The 12006-nt window shown below is 59.0% G+C and carries 11 protein-coding genes; 3 read left to right on the forward strand and 8 right to left on the reverse strand.

Features of this window, described 5'->3' with window-relative positions; genetic code table 11:
• The first annotated feature begins 38 nt into the window (after positions 1-38).
• On the forward strand, positions 39-2081 hold the full coding sequence (locus FS819_RS09970) for an O-linked N-acetylglucosamine transferase, SPINDLY family protein (protein WP_156546505.1): 2043 nt from the start codon (positions 39-41) through the stop codon (positions 2079-2081).
• Between the two features lie 69 nt (positions 2082-2150).
• On the opposite strand, the gene FS819_RS09975 is transcribed toward FS819_RS09970, so the two are convergent.
• The 6 genes from FS819_RS09975 to FS819_RS10000 all read right to left on the reverse strand — a co-directional run bounded on the left by FS819_RS09975 (position 2151) and on the right by FS819_RS10000 (position 8006).
• Positions 2151-3389: a membrane dipeptidase gene (locus FS819_RS09975; RefSeq protein WP_197434008.1), complete on the reverse strand. Its 1239-nt coding sequence runs from the start codon at positions 3387-3389 to the stop codon at positions 2151-2153.
• Between the two features lie 342 nt (positions 3390-3731).
• The gene (locus FS819_RS09980) at positions 3732-4178 is read right to left on the reverse strand and encodes a hypothetical protein (RefSeq protein WP_156546506.1); all 447 of its coding nucleotides are present in this window, start codon (positions 4176-4178) and stop codon (positions 3732-3734) included.
• A gap of 239 nt (positions 4179-4417) precedes the next feature.
• Entirely contained in the window at positions 4418-4840 is a 423-nt protein-coding gene (locus FS819_RS09985) for a secondary thiamine-phosphate synthase enzyme YjbQ (protein ID WP_156546508.1), read from the reverse strand.
• Between the two features lie 54 nt (positions 4841-4894).
• Complete coding sequence (locus FS819_RS09990) at positions 4895-6430, reverse strand: putative bifunctional diguanylate cyclase/phosphodiesterase (protein WP_156546510.1); 1536 nt, start codon at positions 6428-6430, stop codon at positions 4895-4897.
• A complete protein-coding gene (locus tag FS819_RS09995) occupies positions 6430-6981 on the reverse strand; it encodes a heme NO-binding domain-containing protein (RefSeq protein ID WP_156546512.1) in 552 nt (183 codons plus the stop codon). Before FS819_RS09995 ends, FS819_RS09990 begins: the two co-directional genes overlap by 1 nt.
• A gap of 119 nt (positions 6982-7100) precedes the next feature.
• Entirely contained in the window at positions 7101-8006 is a 906-nt protein-coding gene (locus tag FS819_RS10000) for a LysR family transcriptional regulator ArgP (RefSeq protein WP_156546514.1), read from the reverse strand.
• A gap of 86 nt (positions 8007-8092) precedes the next feature.
• Between FS819_RS10000 and FS819_RS10005 the strand changes: the two genes are divergently transcribed.
• The gene (locus tag FS819_RS10005) at positions 8093-8698 is read left to right on the forward strand and encodes a LysE/ArgO family amino acid transporter (RefSeq protein WP_156546516.1); all 606 of its coding nucleotides are present in this window, start codon (positions 8093-8095) and stop codon (positions 8696-8698) included.
• A gap of 3 nt (positions 8699-8701) precedes the next feature.
• On the opposite strand, the gene FS819_RS10010 is transcribed toward FS819_RS10005, so the two are convergent.
• Positions 8702-9811: a DUF930 domain-containing protein gene (locus FS819_RS10010; protein ID WP_156546518.1), complete on the reverse strand. Its 1110-nt coding sequence runs from the start codon at positions 9809-9811 to the stop codon at positions 8702-8704.
• 161 nt (positions 9812-9972) lie between these two features.
• Between FS819_RS10010 and FS819_RS10015 the strand changes: the two genes are divergently transcribed.
• Positions 9973-11121 carry an amidohydrolase gene (locus tag FS819_RS10015; protein WP_156546520.1) on the forward strand — a complete coding sequence of 383 codons (1149 nt, stop codon included), beginning with the start codon at positions 9973-9975 and terminating at the stop codon, positions 11119-11121.
• 211 nt (positions 11122-11332) lie between these two features.
• On the opposite strand, the gene FS819_RS10020 is transcribed toward FS819_RS10015, so the two are convergent.
• Entirely contained in the window at positions 11333-11650 is a 318-nt protein-coding gene (locus FS819_RS10020; RefSeq protein ID WP_156546522.1) for a hypothetical protein, read from the reverse strand.
• Positions 11651-12006: the final 356 nt, after the last annotated feature.

Raw genomic sequence — 12006 nt, forward strand, 5'->3', positions numbered from 1 at the left:
GTTACCTGGCCTTGCGGCCGACTGTTCCTGGGGTGGATATGGACACTGGCATTGTAACATCGACTATCGCGACACCTGCTGCCGATTTCGTGGAGCAAGCACGCACTCAACAGCTCTCGCTGACAAAGTTGTTCGAGACCGCCGAGCAATTCGCCAGAGCAGGTCGAGTCGATCAGGCCGTGGAACTTTACAAGGCCTGGATTGCCTATAACAGCGCCCATCCGCTGGTGCATATGGTCTACTTCAACTATTCCGTCACCTTAAGGCAGATTGGCGATATGGCAGGGGCGATCAATGCTCTGCGCGCCTGCCTGAAGATTGATCCGCAATTCGGCGCCGCCCATGTCAATCTGGGCAGGTCTCTGGAAGACAGCGGGCTGCTGAACGATGCCCTGCAACAATGGCGCAGCTTTGCCGAAATGACCACGGATGTTTCGCCCGACAGGCTTGCCAATCGCATCATGGTGCTGGAGCATATCGGTCGTGTGCTGGAAAATGCCGGCCTGATGGAAGAGGCTGAAGCCTCCCTGTGGAAAGCAATCGAACTGCGTCCGGATAAAACTGAAGCCGGTCAGCATTGGTCCGCCATACGGTTGCGTCAATGCAAATGGCCGGTCCTTCAAGAGTCTCCCCATGTCACCATGCGCCAATTGCTGGATGCAGTGTCGCCCTTGACGATCTCTTGCTACTCAGACGATCCGCTGTTTCATCTGGCCAAGGCCTATCGCTGCAATAAAACGATGATCGGCCGTCCGGATCTCAGCGCCGTACCACACCAGTCGCCACGCCAGAAGACAGGAACCGGCCAGCGGTTACGCGTCGGTTACCTGTCATCCGACCTGCGCGACCATGCGGTCGGCTTTGCGCTGCGCGAAGTTCTGGAGTTACATGACAAGACCAGTATCGAAGTGTTCGCCTATTATTGCGGTGAACCGATAGCACTCGACGAGACCCAGCAACGTATCAAACAGTCGGTCGATGGCTGGCGCGATATTTTTGCGCTGAGTGATGTCGATGCCGCCCGGCTGATCGCAGCCGATGAAATCGACGTGCTGATCGATGTTAACGGCTATACGAAACATGCGCGCACCCGGATTTTCGCCTATCGGCCCGCACCGGTTATCGTCAATTTCTGCGGCTATCCCGGCTCGATGGCGAGCCCCTTCCATCAATATATGATCGCGGACAATCATATTGTTCCGCCTGAATACGAGATCTATTATTCGGAAAAAGTATTGCGGATCGCCTGCAATCAGCCGGTCGATCGCAAGCGGAAGGTGGCGCCGCGCCCAACACGCGCCGAAGTGGGCCTGCCAGAAGACGCCTTCGTCTTTGCCTGCTTCAATGGCATGCAGAAGATTACGCAAAGCGGCTTTACCCGCTGGATGACCATCCTGCAGGCGACGCCCGGCAGCGTGCTCTGGTTGCTGTCCGGCAACGAAGAGGTCAATCAGCGTCTGCGCGATACGGCAACCCGATGCGGAGTCGATTCGGCTCGGCTGCTGTTTGCGGCCAAGGCTGGCAATGCGCAGCATCTTGCCCGAATCGCAGTTGCCGATCTCTTTCTCGACACCTTCCCTTACGGTGCGCATTCCACCGCCGCCGACGCCATCAACATGGGCCTGCCGGTCCTGACCTTTCCCGGCAAAAGCTTCGCATCGCGTTTCTGCGCCAGCGTCGTAGCCTCAGCGGGAGCGCCGGAGCTGATCTGCCAATCTCCAGATGACTATGTGCGGCGCGCCATCGCCTTCGCCCAGGATCGCCAGAGCCTTATGGCCATCAAGGAAAGCTTGAGTCGGCAATTCGAAACCAGCGCCCTGCGTGACATGCCCGGCCTCGCCCGCCGGCTTGAAGAATTGTTCTGGCAGATGCAAGGCGAATGCGAGCGGGGAGAAACGCCCAAGCCCGAACTGCTCAATATGGAAGCCTATTACGAGATCGGTGTCGAATTCGCCCTGGAGAATATCGATTTCGAGGATGAGCAGACCTATCGACGGCGCTACCGGGAAAAGCTCGCCAAGTGGAACAGGCACGCGCCTCTCCTTCCTGACAGTCGCCTATGGTCCGGCGTGGAAGAATGATGACAGTGCCGCCCGTCAAATCTGGCGGGCGGCACCGTCATTGTGTTGCAGAAGACACAACCGAAGCCCTTAAGGCCGAACCTGCTGCCAGACCCGCAGGAAATTACCGCTATAAACATCGATGATCCGCTGCTCCGGCCAACCGGCAGTAACCATGGCTTCGGTGAGTTTCGGCAGATCGGCGCCACTCTGCATGCCGGTCGGTAGGCTGGAAATACCACCATCGAAATCGCTGCCAAAGGAGAGATGCTTCCAGGGGTCCTCGACAATCTCCATACTGGCGATGAGCTGTGCGAAGGCTTCATAATAGGCGATCACGAAAGCGATGTCGGCATCCATGTCCGGCTTGCCATCGGCAAGATAGCGGTTCTGGAGGAAGTAAGGGGCAAGGATAACACTGATACAGCCGCCAGTCCGGACGATGGCGCGGATGGCCTCATCGCTCAAGGCCCTGTCCAGATGACGCGACGGTCTCTCCTCCCTACCCCGTGTCACCGTGCGCGATGCGCCATGCGACGCAAAGGCTGGTACATTGCGGCGAACACAGATCTCGCAGGCATCGAGAATGCCCTGCGTGGATGTGTGGGTGACATCCACCAGCAGGCCGACATCGATACAACGCTCCACCACCTGCCTGCCAAAGGCAGACAGACCGCCGCCCTCGATCTTGCGCCACGGATTGACCGGCGCATAGCCGGCCTCGGAGATATCGGTATGACTGAAATGGTTGAGTGTCAGATAGGCGGCACCGGCCCTGGCAATCTCGCCCAACCTGTCCAGCCGCAGGACCTGGCTTTTCATCCCGCCTGGCCCCAACATATGCGCGCCTTCCATGGACAGGATTGCACATCGCTTGCCCACCGCTTGCGCGGCGCGGACCTCTTTTGCATTGCGCGCCAACCGCATCCGGCCTTGGCTCTGATCGACGACGTCTTCCACATAACGCTGGTGAGCCACCCAGTTTTTCCACGGGTCGAGGAAAGGAGCCGGAATAAGATTTTCCCACAAGGCGTGGGCACTGAAACAGGCCCCGCCATAACCGCCTTCCAGAAAATCCGGTCCGCTGACATGTTCGGATAACGGCCTGTTGCGTCCCCTCGGCGAGGTTTTGCGGATCAGCCAGACCACGAGGGAGCGCCGATGCGCCTTCCAGTCTCCTTTCCAGAAATCATATCCGGCCAGTCGCGATAGAAACAGCGAATCCAGATGGGTATCGATCGGATAGGCAAGTGTGTGAAGCGCTTTGACAGTCAGATCGGTTATTTCAGAAACAGAATCTGTCATGTTTTCAGAAGAAATCGTGTCCATTGAGACATGTCTCCAGCAACGAATTTTAAAAATGGATAAATCTAAATATCGATATGAATTTTAGTCGCATCATTTGTCCAGTTTATAAAAACACACATGATGCAGTCGGCTCTGAAATTTTTCGGCCAGACCAAGTGATGGATTCTATCCTTTCGCCATGGCATCTTATGTGGATACGACAGCGCCTTTTGGTCTGAACCATCCCCATAGTCAGACGAATAGAACAATAAGTCCAGAGCGATTGTACCTGCCTGCTCACCAGACAAACGTAAAGACGGCGCGCATCCTGTCGGGACGCGCGCCGTCAATCATGTAAAATCACTCTTCAATTCAAGGCCGGCTTCAATTTGCGAAGGGGCAGCCGGGGCGGTTCGCGAGAACGACGCGATCATATTCGCCGTAACGGATACCACCGACAATCACACGGCGCGGTGTCACACGTTCGATATTCGGCCGGCGCAAGCCGTCTCGGCGGGCCTGGCGGATCGCATCACCGGGCGAGCAAACGCCACCGTAACGCGGATCTGGACCATCCCAACGCCGTGGTGGCGGAGGCGGTGGACCGCCCCATGGCGGCGGCGGAGGTGGCGGACCACCCCACGGCGGAGGTGGCGGTGGTGGACGGCGATAACCGTCATCGCCCCAGGCCTGTACCAATTGCGGCGCATCGCCGCCGATATAGACGCCCAGGCGAACATCAGGCTGGGCCGCGGCCGGGCCAACCGTGGCAACCACCGCGCCGATCAAGGCCAGTCCAGCCAGAGCTGTTTTCGCAAAAATGCTTCGCATCGTTTTTCTCCTCGAAGGACGGCATGGGTTTCTCTTTGAAAAACCGGCTTACCGCCCCGAAAACCTTGTCTAATCATGGGTTTGATTAATCTGCAAAAACTCAGATGCAGAAAAGCCAACCAAGATCTCGCGTCGGACAGCCCGTTTCCGTAAGCGATTGACTGAGAGATTAACGCCGCAATACTGAACGCCATCAGAAGCGTCCATTCAGTCTCCGTTCATTAGTTTCAGCTTGTGGTTCAAGAGCTTAGATGCATTACTACCTGGCGCGTATGTGGTTGGTCGCGATGTTCGAACAGGTAAATACCCTGCCAGGTTCCAAGTAAAAGCCGCCCATTGGCCATTGGAATACCAATCGACACCTGCGTCAGCGCCGATTTTATATGGGCCGGCATATCATCGGGCCCTTCCTGGCGATGGGTGATCCATGCCATGGACGGATCGTTACACGGCGGGACCAGGCGCTGAAAAAACACTTTGAGATCGCGCTTCACATCCGGATCGGCATTTTCCTGGATGATCAGCGAGCAGGACGTATGGCGCACGAAAACAGTCAATAGTCCTTCCGGAGCGCCCGTATGCCTGACAAAATCATCGACCTGATCGGTAAATTCGTACAGACCCTGGCCACGCGTGGAAATCGACAGGCTGGTTTGCGGCATGGCATGGTCCTCGAATTGCGCTCCGTCAAGGAAATGGCCCATATAACGCCTGCGTCAAGGGCTCTTTCCAGCAGCAAGGCTTAGACGTTCCGGTTGCGAGAAACACAGCAAGTCTTCCAGAGGTGCCGGGCGGCCATAGAGAAAACCCTGATGTTTGCGGCATCCGGCTTCCACAAGCCAGCGTGCCTGCACCTCCGTTTCGATACCTTCCGCGACAACATCGATGCCGAGCGCCTGGGCCATTTGCAGCACGGCCTGAACGATAACCTGCCCAACCCGGTCGTCCCCAACACGGCTGATCAGGCTACGGTCCAGCTTCAACCACTGGATCGGCAGGCTGCTGAGAGAGGAAATATTCGAATAGCCGGTGCCGAAATCATCAAGTGCGACTCGAACGCCGAGCCGCGAAAGTTCGGAAAGCTCGCGCCCGGCCCGCAGCAGGTCCGACATGATCAGGTCCTCGGTAATCTCCACCACCAATGCCGTGGCTGGAAAACCGGTCTGCTCCAGGATGGACGCGATGACCATCGCCAGATTACCGGACTTGAACTGGCTTGGAGAAATATTGACCGACACGTAGTTGAGCTTTCCAGCCTTAACCAACGGCGCCGTTTGCGCACAGGCCGTGCGCGCCACCTGCGCAAACAACCGATCCAGAAGGTTGCGCTCTTCCGCCAGCGGCAGAAATACACCCGGCAGCACCAGACCGCGATAGGGATGCTGCCAGCGTGCCAGCACTTCCACCCCCAGTATCCGCTTGCTGGCTCCATCAACGATCGGCTGGTACCAGGGCATGATTTCATGGCGGTCCATGGCCAGCACCAGTTCCAGTTCCAGCAAGCGTCGCTCGTTGGCCTCGGCCCAAAGGTCGTCGTCAAAAGCGGTCGCCAGCGACAGCCCAGCTTTCTTGGAAACGTAAAGCGCCATATCGGCATGCCGCAGCAATTCGGTGGACGATGCGGCATGATCCGGCAGGCTCGCATATCCGATGGAAGCCGAGACATCCAAGCGCTTGCCGTTGAAGAGAACCGGCTCCTGCAAACTGGCGCGAAAACTCGAGACAAAGGCATGATCAGCCGTCACATCCGACAGATGGTCGAGAATCAATGCAAATTCGTCACCACCCAGCCGTGCCACCGTTCCAGGTCCAGCCGCAACCATCAGCCGGCGGGCAAATTCTCGCAGCACCGCATCCCCCGCCTCATGACCATAAGCGTCGTTGATCGCCTTGAACCTATCCATATCAACAAGAATGACGGTGATACGGTCGCCTCGAAGGCGGCTCTTCTGGCAAGCGTCGGTCAAAACCGCGGTAAAGCTGCGGCGATTGGCAAGCCCGGTCAATTGGTCCTGCTGGGCCAGCGCAATGGCGCGTTCGCGCTCCTGAACCAGCTCCTCCGTGCGCTGCATGACCCGCTGTTCAAGATCTTCCGCCTGTCGTGCCAATTGGCAATTGGCCATATAAAGCTCACGCGCACGCGCTTCCAGCAATGTCTCGGCTTGGCGGCGGGCCGCGCGCTCGCGCTCCAGACGGCGGGTCAGCCGGTCGATCCGATCAAGATCGGAAACCTCAAGTGGCTGGTTTACCATCACGATGTACTCTCGGTAATCACAAACAGAGTTGCCCCATCGTCGCCCGCGCTGCGCTCGACCGTAACAGTGCTTCCAAAATGCCGGGCAGCCCCTTGGATCAAGCCTTCCGCCAAGGCCTCCATTTTCCGCCCGGACCGATAGAGCATCGACATGGACGCCCCGTCCTGGCTCAGAATTTCAAAAGAAGGCAATTCCGCATCGGGATAGAGCTTTTTCACCTCGACATGAATGTGGGCGTCAATACTGGCTAGAAAGCCGAAGAGACCGCCGCTGCGGTCGAAGAAGCCTGGAAACAACACGGCGAAACGTCCCGCAAGATGCAGTCCGAACGCCTGCATCAATTCATCGACGCCAAGGCCGGAGCGCTGCGACAGCGCGCTCAGCAGCGCCACCATCTCGCGATGGTCATAGGTGCCAACGCTGGTATAGGCTCCGCCACTGGCAAGCCCGTTGGTAAGCAAAGAGGCTTCGATAATGTCGTCGGCCATGTCTTCATTCCAGGTCGCGGCGACGAATTCGAGCATTTCCGTAAAAACCATCCCTTTCATAGTCTATCCCAAGGCCTCCCCGCTATCGACGCGAGGCAACAATATGAGGAAAAACTTAACAACAAAGCGTTGTACAATCTGTTTCTACGACCCAAATATACTTTGTGGTGAATGCAGTCTTACCGCATGGATGGACGCTTCTGCGCCATCGGCAGCAAGCATTGGCGTGCTGCGGCAAGAACACTTGCCGTTAACGGATCGAGTGCCTGGCCCAGCGCCCTGCTCCAGTGCCAATAAAGCGGCACGGCAAGCGGTTGATCCGGCATCAGATCCACCAGCACGCCCTCGGCGATCAAAGGCGCCACCGAAACCGCCGGGTTCATGCCCCATCCCAGCCCCAGACGCGACGCGTCGATAAAAGCCTGGCTGGAGGGCAGCCAATGGCAAGGCGGCGACAGGCGGCATCCGGCCACCTGCTCCATCCATGCGGCTTGCAATCCATCCTTGGCGTTGAAGGTAAGGCAGGGAGCAACGGCCAGAGCCTCAGCGGTCACGCCCTGCGCAAACCATCGCCCCGCGAAATCAGGGCTGGCCGTGGCGCGGTAGGTCAGCAAACCAAGCGGTCGGCAATCGCAGCCCTGAACGGGCGCGGCAAGCGAGGTCACCGCCGCCCGCACCTCACCGCGCCGCAGCCAATCAGCGCTGTGGTCCTGATCGTCAAGCACGAGATCGAACAACAGTCCCTCCACTGCGGCCATGGCCGGAACAAACCATGTCGCCAGACTATCGGCATTGATCGCCAGCCGCACCGTCACCTGCGCCGCCTGCGCAAGTCCGAGATCACCGATCACCTGGTGCTCCAGCAGGGCGACTTCCTCGGCATGGCGGCAAAGTCGCGCCCCCGCCGAAGTCGGCAAGCAGGGCTGGCCACGAATGATCAGCGCCGTGCCTGATCGCTCCTCCAGCAGCTTGATGCGCTGCGAGATCGCCGATTGCGTTACCCCCAACTGACGGGCGGCTTTTTCGAAACTGCCGCTGCGCAGCACAGCCACCAACGCCGATAAATGCTCGCCATCGAATGCCATTAGAATTTCTTATGCCTGGTTATATTTGTTAATTTTTCTAATGAATTCATTTGCATTAGTCAAAGGGCCACAACCTGGAGACCTCTATGCAAAACGCCTATTTTTCCGGCCTGTTTCTTGGCCTGAGCCTGATTGTCGCCATTGGGGCGCAAAACGCCTTCCTGCTGCGCCAGGGCTTGCGGCGCGAGCATGTCTTTATCCTCTGCCTGACCTGCGCCACCGCCGATGCCTTGCTGATCGTGCTTGGCATTGGCGCGCTGGCGACGGTAACCGCCCTTCTGCCCGCTTTTGAGCCGGTGCTGCGCTATGGTGGCGCGGCGTTTCTTCTGGCCTACAGCGCCCGGCATGCCTTCGCTGCGCTGAAAACCCAAAGCCGCCTTACGCCCGGCGAGGCCAAGCCCAGCACGCTTGCCGCCAGCCTTGCCACCTGCCTTGCCCTCACCTTTCTCAATCCGCATGTCTATCTGGATACGGTGCTGCTGATCGGCTCCATTTCCAGCCGCTTTGCAGATCACAAGACAGCCTTCGGCCTTGGCGCGGTTTCAGCATCCTTCCTGTTTTTCTTCTCGCTCGGCTATGGCGCACGGTTGCTGGCACCGGTCTTTGCCCGGCCTATCTCCTGGCGTATTCTGGATGCGATCATCGCCGTGGTCATGGCCTGGATCGCCATCGGGCTGATCCGGCATTCGTAAGCGTCAGTTCACCGGAAAACGTCGCGCCTGCCACTGGCTTTTCGGCACGGCGGCACCGAGTGAAAAGCTGAAACTGGTGATCGCCAAGGTCTTGGCATCCGTTTCGCAATGGTAACTGATATCATACCATTGGCCTCGGCTGCGGAAGGCAGCACCCGAAACATCCATCAACCGTGCGGTAATGGTCTGTCGCGTTGTCGGCGATCCCGTAATCACATCCGGCACGGCACCGGGAACGGCGCGGCGGATCTGTTCCAGCATTTCAATGCTGCATATCTGCACGATCCGGCGTTCCGGCGGCAGCGTGCCGAGGGCCTGGCGCACACGCGGATCAGACAGCGTTGCCTTCGAATAGATCCGCTTGGCGGGCTTTAACGCGGCAACAGGCCCGGCTTTCTTGTCCGCCGATGCAGGCGAAGGCGAGGCCTCGCGCTTTTGCTGCGGCTGCGCGGCGCTCTCCTCATCCAGTGCAAAGCGTTGCTCCGTCACCAGCCCTCCGCCCGGCTTTTCCACCTTGTCCGGCGTCGGCAATTGTCCGGCCAACCCGGCATCCGGCGGTGTCACATCCTTTGGCAGAGCGGGCGGTTGCGGCGGATCGGTTTTTTGCGGATCGCCTGCGGCAGACTTGTCCGGCCCAGCTTTTGGGGCAGCGGAAGGAGGTGACTGGGTTTGCGCTGCCGGTTCATCGGCAGGCGGTGGCACGGGCGGCGCATCCTGCTTCGGGGCCTCCTCGTCCTTCGGCGCGGATTCCAGGGCCTGGGGCTTATCCTCGGCAGGCTTTGCCGCCTGCGGTGGTGCGGGTGCAGGCGGTTTGGCTTCCTGCTTTTCCTCTGGCTTCTTCTCTTCTGCTTTGGGTGCGGGGGCTTTGGGGGCTGGTGCCGCCGGGGCTTCCTTGGGCTTGGCCTCCGGTTTCAACTCCAGCTGCAATTGCTTTTCCGGCTTGGTTTTCTCGGGTTGCGGCTTTTCCTCTGGTGGCGGCTCAATGGAAACCGACACGACCTCTTCCTTCGGTGCATCCGGCGCCGGGGCGGGCCAATGGGCCAGGAATGCCAGAACCAAAAGCCCATGCAGCAGCACCGAGGCGGCGACGCCCCAGACAAAGCGTTTATGCATCGGTTGCGGCTTTTCCTGCATTGCACGATCCATACACGGGGCTGATGCCCGCCGCAAACCCGCAAGCGGCGTTTCGACACTTTCAGACCGACACAATACTTTCAGACCGACACAAGGGCGTGCTAACAGACGCATGTCAGCCACGCCATTGCGGAGCCAACATGTTCCTCAGCCCTACCGATCTGCACGCTCTCACCGCCATCCGCCACGAGCTTCATCGCTATCCTGAAGTCTCCGGTGAGGAACAAGAGACAGCCCGGCGGATCGTCGAGGCACTGACGCCACTCCACCCGGACCGCATCCTGACCGGGCTTGGCGGCCATGGCGTGGCAGCGGTGTTTTCGGGTGCGGCACCCGGCCCGACCCTGCTGTTTCGCTCAGAACTCGACGCCCTGCCGATTACGGAAAAAACCGGCCTGCCCTATGGATCGACAATTCCGGGGAAAGGCCATCTCTGCGGCCATGACGGCCATTCGACCATTCTGCTGGCGCTGGCGCTTGGCCTGTCGCGCCAGCCGCCTGCCACAGGCCGCGTTGTGCTGCTGTTTCAGCCTGCCGAGGAAAATGGCGCCGGTGCCGCTGCTGTGCTGGCCGATCCGCGCTTTGCTGAAATTGCGCCGGATTTTGCGTTTTCCCTGCACAATTTGCCGGGCATTCCGCTCGGCCATGTGGCGCTGAAGGCAGGCCCGGTCAACTGCGCCTCACGCGGGCTGAAAATCACGCTCACCGGCAAGACTGCCCATGCCTCGCAGCCCGAAACCGGCCTGTCGCCAATGCAGGCGATCAGCAGCCTGATGCCAGCCCTGACCGCCCTCTCCCACAGCGCCCCACCGGCCACCGACTTCCGCCTCGCCACCGTGACCCACGCAAAACTTGGCGAACCGGCCTTCGGCATCGCGCCCGGCGACGGCGAAATCTGGGTGACGCTGAGAACCTTGACCGATGAGGGCATGGACGCGCTTTGCAGCCAAGCCGAAGCCCTCGCACACGCAACCGCAGCACAACACGGCCTTGGCCTGACCCTTACCTATCACGACATCTTCCTGCACTGCGAAAACGCCCCAGAAGCCATCGCCGCCCTCACCACCGCTCTCGATGCCGAAGGCATAACCCACGACGCCCGCGCCCTACCGATGCGCGCCTCCGAAGACTTCGGCCGCTTCCGCACCACCTCCCCCACCGCCATGTTCTTCCTCGGCGCAGGCGAGACACACCCGGCCCTGCACAACCCGGATTATGACTTTCCGGATGCGTTGATTGAGGTTGGAGCGAGGGTGTTTATGCGGGTGGTGCGGGGGAGATTGGGGTGATTGGCCGCAAGGCATAGGTCTGCTGCCGCTCGTCTGAGCGCGGAAAATAATCGAGGAATTTTGAGTGATCGGCAAAAACCAACTCGAAATGCTCATTAAGAGCCGCAACCCAAAATTCAAAGCCGGCTGACTCAAATTCTTTTGTCAGAGCTGTGACCAGCATTCCCAGAAGTACAGTACGTGTCACTCCGGAACCAACCGCACTGCACCACTAAGAATGCTCGGAACGTTCCCAGTATTCCAGCAATTTGCCGCTATCGGCTCTTGTTACGGGTAGGAAAATTGGGTCGGTGTGGGCGTTGCCGGTGCCGTGGCTGTAGATTTGCACGGTCTGGTCGTCCTGGCGGATGACGGTGTAGGTCAGTTCGGTGTTTTTATCTGCCTCTCTGCGTCGCAGGCGGTAGCCTAGCAGAAGTGCCAGGACGGCCAGAAACATGCCCGGCGGGATCAGCAGCCAGAGGGCCTTGATCGCATCCGGCGAGGCGCGGAAGGTGGCGAGAAGGTCAGCCCAGATATCGTAAGTCTCCATTGCGGCGCTCCCTGTGAACAACACGAGCGGTCACCGGAGGGTTTTGCCCTCTGGTGATCGGGGAGTTGGAAAGCCGACAAAAGAACGACCGTCCCGACCTTTAAGCAAAGCTCTGGACATACGCCGAGACCTCCCCGACCATAGAGAATGGTAGAGAGCGAACCGTATAGACACGGTTCACCGCCTCAGCCACAAACCTATGGCTGAGGGGTGTCTTTTTAACGGTCGACACCGACCGCTTTTGAAGGGGTTTCCATGCCCCAAGATCGGCGTGTTACAACCGATCTCACCCGATGTTTAGCGCATAAAGGGTGGGGATTGGAAGTGGGGCAGATGGGATTTTATTGGGCAGGGAC

The organism is Allorhizobium sp. Av2 (assembly GCF_021462805.2).
Lineage (GTDB): Bacteria > Pseudomonadota > Alphaproteobacteria > Rhizobiales > Rhizobiaceae > Allorhizobium > Allorhizobium vitis_G.

Coding starts and splice junctions, on each gene's coding strand:
- FS819_RS09975 (WP_197434008.1), bottom strand. CDS start 3,389: ATGGACACGATTTCTTCTGAAAACATGACAGATTCTGTTTCTGAAATA.
- FS819_RS09990 (WP_156546510.1), bottom strand. CDS start 6,430: ATGGTAAACCAGCCACTTGAGGTTTCCGATCTTGATCGGATCGACCGG.
- FS819_RS09985 (WP_156546508.1), bottom strand. CDS start 4,840: ATGCCGCAAACCAGCCTGTCGATTTCCACGCGTGGCCAGGGTCTGTAC.
- FS819_RS09980 (WP_156546506.1), bottom strand. CDS start 4,178: ATGCGAAGCATTTTTGCGAAAACAGCTCTGGCTGGACTGGCCTTGATC.
- FS819_RS10015 (WP_156546520.1), top strand. CDS start 9,973: ATGTTCCTCAGCCCTACCGATCTGCACGCTCTCACCGCCATCCGCCAC.
- FS819_RS10020 (WP_156546522.1), bottom strand. CDS start 11,650: ATGGAGACTTACGATATCTGGGCTGACCTTCTCGCCACCTTCCGCGCC.
- FS819_RS10010 (WP_156546518.1), bottom strand. CDS start 9,811: ATGCATAAACGCTTTGTCTGGGGCGTCGCCGCCTCGGTGCTGCTGCAT.
- FS819_RS10000 (WP_156546514.1), bottom strand. CDS start 8,006: ATGGCATTCGATGGCGAGCATTTATCGGCGTTGGTGGCTGTGCTGCGC.
- FS819_RS09995 (WP_156546512.1), bottom strand. CDS start 6,981: ATGAAAGGGATGGTTTTTACGGAAATGCTCGAATTCGTCGCCGCGACC.
- FS819_RS10005 (WP_156546516.1), top strand. CDS start 8,093: ATGCAAAACGCCTATTTTTCCGGCCTGTTTCTTGGCCTGAGCCTGATT.
- FS819_RS09970 (WP_156546505.1), top strand. CDS start 39: ATGGACACTGGCATTGTAACATCGACTATCGCGACACCTGCTGCCGAT.